Here is a 12,462-nt window from a genome sequence, read left to right on the forward strand (position 1 = left end):
TCTCCGCTAAAGCGGATAGCAATCGAGGTCAGTGGCGATGCTCACATCGCCATCATAACTCTCAGCAATGGCTGAGAGACTGTCGTCCACACGGCTGAGGGAGCGCACCATGTTGTGGGTCAGGACGAGCCTTTCAGGCTCGATCGCGCCTGCCAGCTCTCCGATCTCAAACGGCGTGCGGTGCAATCCGCGCGGCTGGCCCGCTTCCCCATTGATGACATGGTGAGCGAACAGGATCGCAGGTCTGCTCCCCGTGAGATCTGCGGCAAACGCCTCGCTCGCGGAGCTTTGATCGCCCGTGATGACAACCGCCTTGCCGCCGACTTCGATGGCATATCCCAGCGCCGGAACCACACCATGATTGACGGGATGAGCGGTAACCGAAAAGTCATTGGAGATGTCCAAGCCCTCCGCTTCGGCATTGCCGCCGGCGGTGGTCACATCGCGCGCCTCGAGCAGCGGCTTGTTCTCAGTGCCGTCGAGATAGCCGCCATTATATGCAAACGCGCCGCTGTCCTTAGACACCAGCCTCTCTAGAAACTCAGCTGTTCCGGGAAAGCGCGGCGCGGCGTCCGGGCCGATGACAGCCAGTGGCTCGCTGCGCCCTTCGAACCCGCCCGAATTGAGCACGCCTGCAAGGTCGCCTGCGTGATCTGCGTGAAGATGCGTGAGCAGGATTGCATCGAGCGTCGCCAGCTTTCCGCCTGCTTCGGCGAACCTCAGGAAGCTGCCCGCGCCCGCATCGATCAGCAGACGCGGCTCGCCATCGATCCACAGCAGGTAGGACGTCCCCGCCCGCGCCGCCTCCGCTATGGGACCGCCGCTACCCAGCACCTGCACTGCCGCGCCTTCCAAGGGGCACTCAGTGCTGGATGCCGGTGAGGACGATGCGGGCTCGTCTGCAGTTTCGGCAGGTGCGCTGCACGCTGCCAGGATCGCTGCTGCGCTGGATATTCCGAACCAACCGGCAAAGTGCATGTGCTCGCTCCCTATCGGCCCGGCTGCGCGGCTGATCCGCGCGCAGGCACAGCACTCAATTGTTGGAAAAACGCTTTTCTTGCAACACTCCGTTGAAGAGCAACTCAAGCAAAGCGGTGCGCCGAATGATCGCATCAATGACCAACGTCGCCAGAAAGGTGACCGCGACGATGGTCAGGAATTCGAGGTGGATCGGCAGGTCGACCCGCAGAAACATCACGCCGAGCCCGACGACGATCGGATAATGGAACAGGTAGACGTTGTAGGATGCGCGAACGAAATAGTCGGTCACATCCGATCGCTCTGAAATGATCCCGCGAAGTAGATCGAGTATCAGCACCGAGCCCAGCACGCTGAAGGGTCCGAGCACCGCGTATTTCAGCATGCGAGCGGGCACTTCGGGGGTATTCCAGACGACCGCATAAATCGCCCCGCACGCCGCAAAGAGGGCCCATGCGAGCGGCGTAAGACCGGATTTCCGAACGGGGCGGCCTGCAATGATGAGGCCGAGTAAGAAATAAGGTGTGTATTCGAGCAAGGCTTCGGCCCGCACCATTTCATGCACCCACCCGCCAAGCCCGAACCGGGTTTCGCCGACGTAGAAAAGGCCGTTGACCCCCAGCCGCCAAAGCGAAACGGCAAAGCTGGCCGCGATGAAAAAGCCCACGGTCGGCGTGACGAACTGGAGGAAGCCGAGGCTATTCGTTTCACCCGCACGCCGTGTGCCGAAGTGTGCAAGCGCTGCCGCGAGGACCGAACAGCCGAGCAGCACCTGCAGGAACCAGAGATGCCCGATCCAGTCCTCGCCCGGCTGTAAAACCAGTGAAACCCAGCGGTCGATCACGCCTGGCGACGGGTCGATGGAGGCCTTGGCCAGCATGACCAAGGGACCGATAACCAAGGTCGCCGCGATCAGGGGAAGCCCGAGCCGGAACAACCTCCTGCGAAGCCAGGCAGCGGCATCACGCTCAGCCAGCACGATCGCGCTGAGCATACCGGCGACGCAAAAGAACAACGGCATGCGCACACCGCTGACCAAGCCGCCGAGATAGCTGTAAAAGATATGGCTCACATCGGACGAAACGAACCAGCCCGGCCCCGCCGCGTAGATAAGCGCCGCGTGGAACGGTATACCCAGCAGCATCGCCGCCGCCCTGATCGTGTCGAGAAAATGCAGCCGCGACCCGTCTGCGGGACGCGCAGCGATGATCGCACCGTCGGACGCGGAAACACCGCTATCTCCGAAGCGCCCCCTCGCAGGCTGAATGGCTTGCGGTTGGCTCAAGATGTCGCTGCCATGACCATGGCAAGCATTCCTAGCGCCTGGCCACGGTGGAATCACATGCGATTTGGCAGTAATACCTTGATTTACTAAGCGCCTGTGCCCGTGAGCTGGACGAACACGTCTTCGAGATCGGCTTCGCGGGTGGTTACATCCTCGATCGTGAGGCCCTGTTCCTGCAAAATCGCAAGCACCTGTCCCGCGCTCAGCTTGTCCTTGTCGTAGGTCACTTCCAGAGCGCGGTCATCCAGGCGCTCCACCTTCGTGAAGGTTTCGTGTGCCGGCGTAGCGGAAATGTCCGCCTCGGTTTCGACCCGCACGATCTTTTCGCGCGCCATCTCGATCAATTCGCGTGTCGGTTTGTTGGCGATCAATTCGCCGTGGTTGATGATCGCGATCCGATCGCACAGCTCTTCGGCTTCTTCGAGATAATGCGTCGTCAGCACCACGGTCACGCCCTCGCGGTTCATTTCCGTGACCAGTTCCCACAGCTGGCGCCGCAGTTCGACATCGACGCCCGCAGTTGGTTCATCGAGGACAAGGATCGGCGGCGAATGCACCATCGCCTTTGCCACCAGCAGGCGCCGCTTCATCCCGCCCGACAGCGTGCGGGCGTAGGCGTTGCGCTTGTCGGCGAGACGCACTGCAGCGAGCAGTTCGTCACTGCGCCGGTCCTTTTTAGGAATGCCGTAGAACCCGCCCTGGTTTTCGAGCACTTCATAGGGTGTAAAGAAGGGATCGAAGACGATTTCCTGCGGCACGATGCCGATCGCGCGGCTGGCATTGCGGCGCTGGCTATCGATATCGAAGCCCCAGATCTCCGCCGATCCGCTGGTCTTGTTCACCAGTCCGGCGAGGATATTGATGAGCGTCGATTTGCCAGCACCGTTGGGCCCGAGCAAGCCGAAGATGGAACCTTGCGGCACGTCGAAGCTGACCCCGTTCAGCGCCAGCTTGCCCTGCGCCTCTTCGCCCTTCGCCCCCTTCGGCGCAGCGTAGCGTTTGACGAGATTATCGATGCGGATGGCAGGCGGTGTCGACATGGACGCCGCCCTAAGGGTCGAGGCGATTTAGCGCAAACAGCAATTGAATTCAGCGGCGCCCGCTATTATCCGCTCATCCCATGAATACACCTCCTCCCGAAGTGCTGATGGTCGAAACAAGGCGTGTGAGCTGCGACGGCGCAAGCGGTATTCGCGGCGGCAAGGATTACCGTCCTGCCGCGCTCGGTCATCCGCGCATCTATCTGGAAATCGACGAGCACGGCTATGTCGATTGCGGATATTGCGACCGCCGCTTCGTTCTGAAAGGCGGCCCGGCTGACGGGGCAGACCATTCGCAGCTGCCCGACATTTCCGAAGGTGCCGATCCCGGCCACCGCTAGCGCATGGGTTGCCCGGTGGCTGCTCTCTGCTGGTCAGCGTGCATTCAGGCCTGAAATGCTGTACTGCCGCGGTCAGACCAGAGGAGATTGCCATGCCCCGTACGCGCTTCCTTTCCAAAGCCCCGATCGCATCCGCCTGTGCCGGCACCGCAGCAGCGCTTGCCCTGTTCGCCAGCGCCCCTGTCGCAGCAGATGAGCAGAGCGAGAGCGACATCGAGACCGAGGTCGAAACCGAAGAATTGAGCAAGGGCGAGGAAAAGCTCGCCAAATTGCTCGAAGGGCGCGTTGCTGGCGAGCCGGTGCGCTGTATCCGCAACCGCCTCAACGGTCAGCTGCGCACAATCGAAGACACCGCCTATGTGTATGGCCGCGGCAATACCATTTATGTTCAGCGCACCCGCGACCCTGGACAAATCGACCGCAGCAACGTTCTTGTTTCGCAGCAATTCAACGGCACAAGACTGTGCAAATTGGATGTGGTTACCGCGGTCGACCGGCTTACGGGGTTGTTTAGAGGCGCGGTATTCTTCGAAGACTTCGTTCCGTACACCCGTGTCGAAGAGGATGGCGAGGCCAGCTAAAGCCAAGCCTCGCGCCGTCGCTGCCTAGAATACTGCGGCACTTTCCAGCTGCACCTTTGAGTTTGCACCCGGCTCACGCGGGGCGCGGTCTCTTTTGGCCGGGACTTCGAAACGCGGGGCCGTATCGTCATAGACAACGGTGCAAGCGATTTGCGTAGCCTCAATTTCGCGAGTGCGAATTGAGCCCCGATAGCGATCGAGGGCTTGCGCCTGCGCCCGCTCCGCTTCCGCTGCATAATGGTCGTATGTCTCATCGATACCGGTCTCGAACCGCCCATTGCCGCGTTTGCGCGATGATTGCGGCTGCCAATGCGGATCGCCGCTTTCCCGGATACCTGTCTCCGCTTGCCAGCCGGTCCTGCGACCGTGCCGATCACCCTCGTGATCGGGAAGCTGTGCGGGCGCTGACTGCCTCGAAGGCGCTTTCTTGGCGACTTTTTTCAGTATGAAAGAAGAGCCACCGGCCACCTGCTCGGCTTCGATCGCCTCAAGCTGCTTTCCAACTCGCCACGCGCTGTAAATCTCGCCCGAAAGACAGCTCAAGATGTTGACCCCCGCGATAAGCACGAGCCACATTTCAAGCGACAAATTCTGCAACATAAATGCTCCCTCTCCGGCCCACGCATCCGTGGCCGGCAATGCCATCCCCAAATTGATCCCATACCCGTTTCGGCGATCGATCAGACGACACCGGACCGGGTAGGGATAGTTACGAAGAGGCAAACTAAAGAGGGTTTGACCGGCGATTAGGTAATAACACCGGGTCGACCAATTTTACCGAGGGGAGAGCGGTATTAACCTTTGGACATGGCAGTCATGCGGCCAAGAATATCCTCGGCCTCGCTCATGATGCCATCGATCAGTTCCTGACACGTGGGGATGTCGTTGATGAGACCGGCGACCATGCCGCAGCTCCACGCGCCTTTATCCATGTCGCCTTCCATCATGATCGAAGGATAGACACCGGCCACTTCCGGCAGAATGTCCTGGATGGTTATCGCGTCGCCAAGCTCTTTTTCCTTTTCGAGCAGGCGATCGACCGCTTCGTTGTGCAGCACCCGTTCGGTGTTGCGCAGCGGGCGCATGACGAGGCGCGTGTCGAGCTCGCTCGCCTCGACGATTGCTTTCTTCACGTTGTCATGGACCGGCGCTTCCTTCGTCGCGATGAAGCGGGTGCCCATGTTCATCCCCTGCGCGCCCATGGCAAGGCTGGCGATGAGACTACGCCCGTCGGCCATGCCGCCGCTGGAAACGAACGGGATTTCAAGCTCGTCCGCCGCGCGCGGCAGCAGGATGAAGTTCGGAATGTCGTCTTCGCCAGGATGGCCGCCGCATTCGAAACCGTCGACCGACACCGCATCGCAGCCGATCTCCTGCGCTTTGAGTGAGTGCCGCACGCTGGTGCATTTGTGGATCACCTTGATCCCGGCATCTTTGAGTGGGCCGAGCAGCTCGACCGGATTGCGCCCGGCCGTCTCGACCACTTTCACCCCGCCATCGATCACCGCTTTGACAAGACCCGGATAATCGGGCGGCGTCAGCGTCGGCAGGATGGTGAGGTTCACGCCGAACGGTTTGTCCGTCATGTCGTGACAGCGCGCGATTTCGTTCGCGAGCTTTTCAGGCGTTCCTTGCGTCAGGCCGGTGATGATGCCGAGCCCGCCCGCATTGGAAACCGCCGCCGCCATCTCGGCAAAACCGACATAATGCATCCCGCCCTGAATGATGGGATGCTGGATGCCGAACATTTCGGTGATGGCGGTTTTCATGGTTCTTGTCTCCCGTGAGTGTCTGTTTGGCCGGGAGAGAAGCGGAGAATTGCCTGCCTTGCAAGCGCGGTTTTGAGGAGGGCGGAGGCCGTAGCGTCAGCCGCGCGGATCAGGCTGCATCGCCGCGCGGTTTCACCAAGGTGAGCACGATTCCTCCGATTATCGCCGCACCGCCCAGCGCCAATCTCAAGGTCAATGGCTCGGACAAGAAAGCAGCCGCCCCCAAGGCAGCGACAACGGGCGTTGCTAGCTGAACGGTGGCGACCGTGCCCAGCCCGAGCCGCGGCGTCACCTTGTACCAGAGCACATAACCTAGTCCGGAGGTAAGCGCGCCCGAGATCGTCGCAAGCATCACGCCATGCCAGCTCGGGACCCCGCTATCGAACCACAGCATGGGCAGGACCAAAGGTGTCGCCAACAGGAAATTGCGCGCTGTACGACCCGTGGCATCACCCTTGGACCTGCCGATCAGCGTGTACGCGCCCCATGCTATTCCAGCAACGGCCATAAGGGCAGCGGGGGCAAAGCCCGTCATCTCTCCGCCCGGCGCAAGCAGAGTGACGAGACCGCCCGATGCCAACACCAGACCGAGCCATCCCGGAACGCTCAACCGCTCACCCCGCACGTATCCTGCGGCGATGATAGTAGCTTGCACACACGCAAACAGGATCAGCGCCCCGATCGCCGCACCCAGGCTGAGATAGGCCAACGAAAAGCCTGCGACATATATTGCGAGAGATGCTGCACCCGGCGCATCCTTCATGCTGGGCCTTGCTCCGATTACCGGCAACAGGACCAGCGCGCCGGCAGCCAAGCGGATCGCGGAATATGCGCCCGCTTCGATCGCACCATCGGCGAGAGCCGCCCGCGCCAGCAGCGAGTTTCCGGCGAAGGCTATGATCGCAAAGGTGGCGAGGATGAGTGTGAGGCCAGCACCCCGCATGGCGTTTTCTCCTTGAGGGATCGACCGGGCTTCGCCGGCAAAGCCGCGAAAGTTACCTAGCCTCTAGCCTCGTCTTTTTCATCCCGCGTGATCGGCCCAGTCTCGCAGAGGTCGCTTACGACGCAGATATCGCATTTCGGGATGCGCGCGCGGCACACTTTCTTGCCGAACTGGATCAGCCAGAAATGTCCATCGCGCAGAGCCCATTCGGGGCTGCGCTCTTCCAGTTGCTGCGCAGTCTTCTCCGCGGTCTTTGCCTCCGTCAGCCCGATGCGATTGCATACCCGGTGCACATGGGTGTCGACCGCGATCACATCCTCGCCGAAAGTGAAGCTCATCACGATATCGGCGCATTTCCGCCCGATACCGGGCAGGCTCATCAGCCCATCGCGGGTGCTAGGAACCACGCCCTGATGTTCTTCGAGAAGCGCGGTGCAGAACTTGCGGATGTTCTTGGTTTTGTTGTTGTAGAGCCCGCACGGCTTGATCGCTTGCGCTATAACCTCGTCTTCCAGCGCGAGCATCTGATCGGGCGTCTTGGCCAGCTTGAAGAGCGCCTTGGTCGCCGCCGCCGTGTTCCTATCGAGCGATTGCGCCGAAAGCATGCATGAAATGCAGGAACGGAAAGCATCCGGCTGTCCCTTCGGCCCCTTCGCATTCTTCGTGCGCCCCGGCATCGCATCTGAAAGCTTGCGATAGACGTCTTCGACCTGTTTTTCGCTGAGCATGCTGGTTCAGCGAGCGGCGCGTCACGCGGTTCCCGTTTTGCAGTCGGCGCGTACGGGGCAGTCTTCGCATTGAGCCTTACGGGGCCGGCAATGTGTCTGTCCGAGTTTCTTCAGCAGCAGGTGATGCTCGTCCATGTCCTCGGCAGACCATTCTGGCGGCACGATCGGCATGAGCGCATCATATGTTTTCGCCGTGTCAGCCTTTGGCGGGACGATCCCCATACGCTGCATGATCCGGCGGTGATGTCCGTCGATCACCATGGCGCGGCGGTTGAACGTGCTTGCGTTCATCACACCCGCCGCATTCTTGCGCGCGACGCCGGGCAGCGTCTCGAGCCACTCCATCGCTTCGGCCGTTTCGAGATTGGACAGGTGCCGCAAATCGACGCTTCCGCGCTTGTCCACGATCGCAAGCAGGCACTGTTTCAGCCTCTTGGCCGCTACGCTCGGAAAAGTTTGCCGCTGCAATCGCGCTTCGAGGTTTCTTTCACTTACCTTTGCCACCGCGTCCCACGAACCGTATTCGGTGAGCAAGGCATCGGTCGATGCGTTCGACGCGGCGGTCTTGGTCTGCGCACCGATTACGCCGTGCACGAGCACCCATTCAGGAGAGCGGCGCTTTTCCGGCGGGCGAACAATCCGCCCGAACCTCTCGGTCAACGCAGCCTGCATGCGGCGCAGAATTTCGGTGCGAGGATCGGAGCCGAGCGGCAGTTCCATCAGGGTGTGCGGCGCTCCATCCAGTCGCTGCGCGCCGCCTGGATACCCTCGTTCGAACCGCTCGCTGTCATCGCCGCGAAGCCGGTATCGCTTGCCGGATCATAGGTGACGACCGATTTATAGGCACCGTTGCTTCCGCTTTGCCAGCTGAGCAGCTGGCCATTGCTCGTTTCAAGGAAGCGTCCGCCCAAGGTATAACCCTCTTCGGGCGTGGTGATCGTCATCAGCCGATCGAGCGAACCGGCGCTCAGCCCGCCTTTGTGCGGGAAACGGGCCAAAGCGATCAGGTCTCGCGGCGTGCTGGCAAGGCCGCCCGCGCACGTAAGAAAACCCGGCATCGGACGCGGAGGAGACGCCGGAGCCTGTGCCCCCTCCCCTATCTGTCCGAAAAAGACGCGGCTCTCTCCAAGTCCCGCTGGTTGGAGGATCAGTTCCTCCAGAACCGAAGCGATGGGTCTGCCCGTCTGCTTCTCGATGACGGCCTGGACAACAACCCAATTGACGAGATCGTAAGACCACCGGTCCCCGGGCAAGCCAGTCAGTTCCCCTGTCGCATACCGCTCCACCGCAGTGGCGGCGTCCGGTGTCGACATGACAGAGCGCGGATCGGCCTGAAACGCCGGGAGCAGGCCGTCGGCAATTGCGCTGCGGCTCGCCAGCGCGTCAGCAAGCTTGATCGGGCCGATTGGTGAGCCCGCAAATTGCGGCAGCAATTGCCCGATCGTATCATCGATGGACAAGACCCCGCGGTCATCGAGCCGCAAGGCGGCCAAGGTACACGCGAACTTGCCGATCGAACCGGATTCGTAAAGCGCACCTGGATCATCATCGCCAGCGACATCACTGGTGATTTGACCGTTCCCGTCGAGCTTGGCGTAAGCGAACGATCCCGCCAGCGACGGGACCGACGACACCAACACTGCCGAAGCGGCACACAATTCCAGAATGCGCAAGGATCGAGGCTTCATTCCGTGATCACTCCCACTTGATCTCAGCCGCTCCGCATCCACGAGTTTCTATCGGCAATTCGAATTAGTTTCCTACCGCTCGAACGCAATCGAGAAGGTGACCGGAACAGCCGGAGTGATCGTATCGAGCCCTGCCAGCTCGCGCAGCTGATCGATGCCTGTGCCAAGCCCGAAGGCATCGGCGTAGACAATCACCGGGTCGGTGGTTGTGGCAATCACTCTGTCAGCCCCCGCCCGCGTCACTCGCAGCTCAGTATCGATGTCCCGCTCGATGCCAGCGAGGCTTAGAGTGGCGGAAAGCGGCTGAACCGTGCTTTCACCCACCGCAAGGCTCTCGAACGCCGCCGGGTCGATCTGCGCTGTAACGGTGGCCTTAGGATTTTGCGCGACGTTGAAGAAGACCTCGCGCATGCGTTCATCGCGGATATCGACACCGGTGCTGACCGATGAAAGGTCGATTTCAACCGTGGCGGTACCTTCCGGCGTGACATTTCCGCTCAGCTGCGTGAACTCGTTCACTTCGAGCACTTCGCCGGACTTCACCGAAACGTAGCTCAGGTTCGACGCGCTGCTATCGACTGTCCATTCGTCATCCACCAGCGGCGATGGCGCCTGTTCGCTCGGCTGCGCACATCCGGCGAGGGCGACAATTCCGGCGGCCGAAAGAAGGCTGAGATGATTGGTCATGGGACTGGCCTTGCTCACAATGAATGTTTGTTCCGATTACCAGAACGCGTCGCAGCGGCAATAGTTGCTCGGTTCGGCTGTTATTCCCACTCGATCGTTCCGGGCGGCTTCGACGTATAGTCATAGACCACCCGGTTGATGCCCTGCACCTCGTTGACGATCCGGGTCGCGACCCGCGTCAGGAAACTCGCATCGAAGGGGTAGACATCGGCGGTCATCCCATCGGTGCTGGTCACAGCGCGCAGGCCGCAAACACTGTCATAGGTGCGCCCGTCGCCCATCACGCCGACGGTCTTCACCGGCAGCAAAACCGCGAATGCCTGCCAGATCGCGTCGTACAGCCCTGCATTGCGAATTTCTTCGAGATAGATCGCGTCCGCCTTGCGCAGGATATCGCAGCGCTCCTTGGTGACTTCGCCCGGAATGCGGATGGCAAGGCCGGGTCCGGGGAAGGGGTGGCGGCCAACGAAGCCTTCGGGAAGGCCAAGCTCGCGGCCGAGATCACGGACCTCGTCCTTGAACAGCTCGCGCAGCGGTTCGACCAGTTCCATGTTCATGCGCTCGGGCAGGCCGCCGACATTGTGGTGGCTCTTGATCGTGACGCTGGGGCCGCCGGTGAACGAAACGCTTTCGATCACGTCCGGATAAAGCGTGCCCTGCGCGAGAAAATCCGCCCCGCCGACTTTCTTGGCCTCCGCTTCGAACAGGTCGATGAACGCACCGCCGATGAACTTGCGCTTCTTTTCGGGATCGGTGACGCCCGCTAGCCCATCGAGAAAGGTCTTTTCCGCATCAACCGCGACGAGCGGGATGTTGTAATGATCGCGAAACAGCGAGACGACCTGCTCGGTTTCGTTGAGCCGCATCAGACCGTGATCGACATAGACGCAGGTCAGCTGGTCGCCGACCGCTTCGTGGATGAGAACCGCCGCAACCGCCGAATCGACCCCGCCGGAAAGACCGCAAATGACCTTCCCGTCGCCCACCTGCGCGCGGATTTCTTCGAGCTTCGTCTTGCGGAACTCTGCCATGGTCCAATCGCCCGCAAGTCCGCAGACATGGCGCACAAAATTGGCAAGGAGCTTCGCGCCGTCGGGTGTGTGGACCACCTCGGGATGGAACTGGATGCCGTAAAACCGGCGATCCTCGTCGGCGGTTATCGCGAACGGCGCGCCGTCGGAGGTCGCCACGGTCGAGAAACCGGGGGCAAGCTCGGTCACCTTGTCGCCGTGGCTCATCCAGACCTGGTGCCGCTCTCCCGGCTTCCACATACCGTCGAACAGCGTGCAGTCGGTATCGACATCCACGAAGGCGCGGCCGAATTCGCCCATGTCGTGGCTGAGTACGCTCCCGCCGAGCTGTTTTGCCATGACCTGCTGGCCGTAGCAGATACCGAGTATCGGGATCCCGGCTTCGTAGAATTCGTCCGGAGCGAGCGGCGGATCGTCGTCGTTCACGCTTGCCGGCCCGCCCGACAGGATGATGCCTTTCGGGTTCAGCCGGTCGAACGCCTCGCGCGCGCTGCTGAAAGGGACGATCTCGGAATAAACGCCCGCTTCGCGCACCCGGCGGGCGATGAGCTGCGTTACCTGGCTGCCGAAATCGACAATCAAAATCGAATCTGGGAGATGCTCTGCGTCCATTCGCGACGAGTTACGGAGGCCGCCCCGGCCTGTCCAGCATGCCGTAACGTCATCGAGGCAGCAGTCGACAGATATCACGCTGCGCCGCAGGAATCTGCGAAAAATAATTCGAATTTTCGTTGCAAAACGGGGAACCGATCCTGCGCACTTCGCATTTGCACAATCATCTTGTGCGATGCACCAAGGTTTCAAAGAACAACTGAATGCCGGTCAACGGTGTCGCAAACCTCTTCAACCGGAGTATTTCTAATGCGTTTCACTCTCCCTCTCCTCGCCCTCGCGGCTATCGCAGCACCTGCTTCCGCTCAGTCCGGCGAAGAAGTCGTCGACGTACGCATCGCGATTGCCGACATCAATCTGAACACAGCCGAAGGCCGCAGCGCTCTCGAGCAGCGCATCGACGCACAGATCGAAAAGGCCTGCACCATCGAAACGAATTCGCGTTACGGCTACGGCCGCGACATCATCGATGAAAAATGCCTCGCCAATGCCCGCGCCGACGCGCTGGCAAAGGTCGAGCGCGTTGCTGCCGATCGGGCACGCGGCGGCCGCGAAGTCGCAGCCAACTGATCCTGGCTGATCGCACTGCGATCAAACCCGAAAGAATGCGGCCGCTGGAGCAATCCGGCGGCCGTTTTCTTTTTGAATGCCCACGAGCAGGCAGCGCGCTGACGTCGTCGGGTCATGGCTTGTGTTGCGTATTTTGCATTAAACTTGCGGGTTTTCGCATTTGAGTTTCACGCATTCGAACATCATTTGGTTCTCAGCGGCGACCGGGA

At 61.0% G+C, this 12,462-nt stretch carries 14 protein-coding genes; 3 read left to right on the forward strand and 11 right to left on the reverse strand.

Annotated features, from left to right (window positions below; genetic code table 11):
* Nucleotides 1-6 precede the first annotated feature (6 nt).
* The 3 genes from IB285_RS11880 to IB285_RS11890 form a co-directional block, all read right to left on the reverse strand.
* Nucleotides 7-978, reverse strand: a complete 972-nt coding sequence (locus tag IB285_RS11880; protein WP_190788369.1) for an MBL fold metallo-hydrolase — start codon at nt 976-978, stop codon at nt 7-9.
* A gap of 55 nt (nt 979-1,033) precedes the next feature.
* Nucleotides 1,034-2,263: an acyltransferase family protein gene (locus IB285_RS11885; RefSeq protein WP_190788370.1), complete on the reverse strand. Its 1,230-nt coding sequence runs from the start codon at nt 2,261-2,263 to the stop codon at nt 1,034-1,036.
* 86 nt (nt 2,264-2,349) lie between these two features.
* Nucleotides 2,350-3,303: an ABC transporter ATP-binding protein gene (locus IB285_RS11890; RefSeq protein ID WP_190788371.1), complete on the reverse strand. Its 954-nt coding sequence runs from the start codon at nt 3,301-3,303 to the stop codon at nt 2,350-2,352.
* A gap of 80 nt (nt 3,304-3,383) precedes the next feature.
* On the opposite strand from IB285_RS11890, the gene IB285_RS11895 reads away from it, so the two are divergent.
* Entirely contained in the window at nt 3,384-3,644 is a 261-nt protein-coding gene (locus tag IB285_RS11895; protein ID WP_190788372.1) for a zinc-finger domain-containing protein, read from the forward strand.
* Between the two features lie 92 nt (nt 3,645-3,736).
* Nucleotides 3,737-4,225: a hypothetical protein gene (locus IB285_RS11900; protein ID WP_190788373.1), complete on the forward strand. Its 489-nt coding sequence runs from the start codon at nt 3,737-3,739 to the stop codon at nt 4,223-4,225.
* 24 nt (nt 4,226-4,249) lie between these two features.
* Here the strand turns inward: IB285_RS11900 and IB285_RS11905 are convergent, their stop codons facing one another.
* The 8 genes from IB285_RS11905 to guaA all read right to left on the reverse strand — a co-directional run bounded on the left by IB285_RS11905 (nt 4,250) and on the right by guaA (nt 11,683).
* Nucleotides 4,250-4,825: a hypothetical protein gene (locus tag IB285_RS11905; RefSeq protein WP_190788374.1), complete on the reverse strand. Its 576-nt coding sequence runs from the start codon at nt 4,823-4,825 to the stop codon at nt 4,250-4,252.
* Nucleotides 4,826-5,019: 194 nt separating this feature from the next.
* Nucleotides 5,020-5,994, reverse strand: a complete 975-nt coding sequence (locus tag IB285_RS11910) for an NAD(P)H-dependent flavin oxidoreductase (RefSeq protein ID WP_190788375.1) — start codon at nt 5,992-5,994, stop codon at nt 5,020-5,022.
* Between the two features lie 109 nt (nt 5,995-6,103).
* Nucleotides 6,104-6,937, reverse strand: a complete 834-nt coding sequence (locus IB285_RS11915) for a DMT family transporter (RefSeq protein WP_190788376.1) — start codon at nt 6,935-6,937, stop codon at nt 6,104-6,106.
* A gap of 56 nt (nt 6,938-6,993) precedes the next feature.
* Nucleotides 6,994-7,665, reverse strand: coding sequence for an endonuclease III domain-containing protein (locus tag IB285_RS11920; RefSeq protein ID WP_190788377.1), 672 nt, complete (start codon nt 7,663-7,665; stop codon nt 6,994-6,996).
* Between the two features lie 21 nt (nt 7,666-7,686).
* The gene (locus tag IB285_RS11925; protein ID WP_190788378.1) at nt 7,687-8,385 is read right to left on the reverse strand and encodes an endonuclease III domain-containing protein; all 699 of its coding nucleotides are present in this window, start codon (nt 8,383-8,385) and stop codon (nt 7,687-7,689) included.
* Nucleotides 8,385-9,299, reverse strand: coding sequence for a serine hydrolase domain-containing protein (locus IB285_RS11930; RefSeq protein ID WP_190788379.1), 915 nt, complete (start codon nt 9,297-9,299; stop codon nt 8,385-8,387). The genes IB285_RS11925 and IB285_RS11930 overlap by 1 nt, the downstream gene beginning before the upstream one ends.
* Nucleotides 9,300-9,425: 126 nt before the next feature.
* Nucleotides 9,426-10,040, reverse strand: a complete 615-nt coding sequence (locus IB285_RS11935; RefSeq protein WP_190788380.1) for a YceI family protein — start codon at nt 10,038-10,040, stop codon at nt 9,426-9,428.
* 80 nt (nt 10,041-10,120) lie between these two features.
* Nucleotides 10,121-11,683: a glutamine-hydrolyzing GMP synthase gene (gene guaA / locus IB285_RS11940; RefSeq protein ID WP_190788381.1), complete on the reverse strand. Its 1,563-nt coding sequence runs from the start codon at nt 11,681-11,683 to the stop codon at nt 10,121-10,123.
* Between the two features lie 249 nt (nt 11,684-11,932).
* On the opposite strand from guaA, the gene IB285_RS11945 reads away from it, so the two are divergent.
* Nucleotides 11,933-12,253: a UrcA family protein gene (locus IB285_RS11945; protein ID WP_190788382.1), complete on the forward strand. Its 321-nt coding sequence runs from the start codon at nt 11,933-11,935 to the stop codon at nt 12,251-12,253.
* Nucleotides 12,254-12,462: the final 209 nt, after the last annotated feature.

It is taken from the genome of Erythrobacter rubeus, from assembly GCF_014705715.1.
Classification (GTDB): Bacteria; Pseudomonadota; Alphaproteobacteria; order Sphingomonadales; family Sphingomonadaceae; genus Erythrobacter; species Erythrobacter rubeus.

Excerpts from the sequence above, each read along its gene's own strand:
- IB285_RS11880 (WP_190788369.1), bottom strand. The coding sequence starts at position 978 with ATGCACTTTGCCGGTTGGTTCGGAATATCCAGCGCAGCAGCGATCCTG.
- IB285_RS11890 (WP_190788371.1), bottom strand. The coding sequence starts at position 3,303 with ATGTCGACACCGCCTGCCATCCGCATCGATAATCTCGTCAAACGCTAC.
- IB285_RS11895 (WP_190788372.1), top strand. The coding sequence starts at position 3,384 with ATGAATACACCTCCTCCCGAAGTGCTGATGGTCGAAACAAGGCGTGTG.
- IB285_RS11900 (WP_190788373.1), top strand. The coding sequence starts at position 3,737 with ATGCCCCGTACGCGCTTCCTTTCCAAAGCCCCGATCGCATCCGCCTGT.
- IB285_RS11905 (WP_190788374.1), bottom strand. The coding sequence starts at position 4,825 with ATGTTGCAGAATTTGTCGCTTGAAATGTGGCTCGTGCTTATCGCGGGG.
- IB285_RS11910 (WP_190788375.1), bottom strand. The coding sequence starts at position 5,994 with ATGAAAACCGCCATCACCGAAATGTTCGGCATCCAGCATCCCATCATT.
- IB285_RS11915 (WP_190788376.1), bottom strand. The coding sequence starts at position 6,937 with ATGCGGGGTGCTGGCCTCACACTCATCCTCGCCACCTTTGCGATCATA.
- IB285_RS11920 (WP_190788377.1), bottom strand. The coding sequence starts at position 7,665 with ATGCTCAGCGAAAAACAGGTCGAAGACGTCTATCGCAAGCTTTCAGAT.
- IB285_RS11925 (WP_190788378.1), bottom strand. The coding sequence starts at position 8,385 with ATGGAACTGCCGCTCGGCTCCGATCCTCGCACCGAAATTCTGCGCCGC.
- IB285_RS11935 (WP_190788380.1), bottom strand. The coding sequence starts at position 10,040 with ATGACCAATCATCTCAGCCTTCTTTCGGCCGCCGGAATTGTCGCCCTC.
- guaA (WP_190788381.1), bottom strand. The coding sequence starts at position 11,683 with ATGGACGCAGAGCATCTCCCAGATTCGATTTTGATTGTCGATTTCGGC.
- IB285_RS11945 (WP_190788382.1), top strand. The coding sequence starts at position 11,933 with ATGCGTTTCACTCTCCCTCTCCTCGCCCTCGCGGCTATCGCAGCACCT.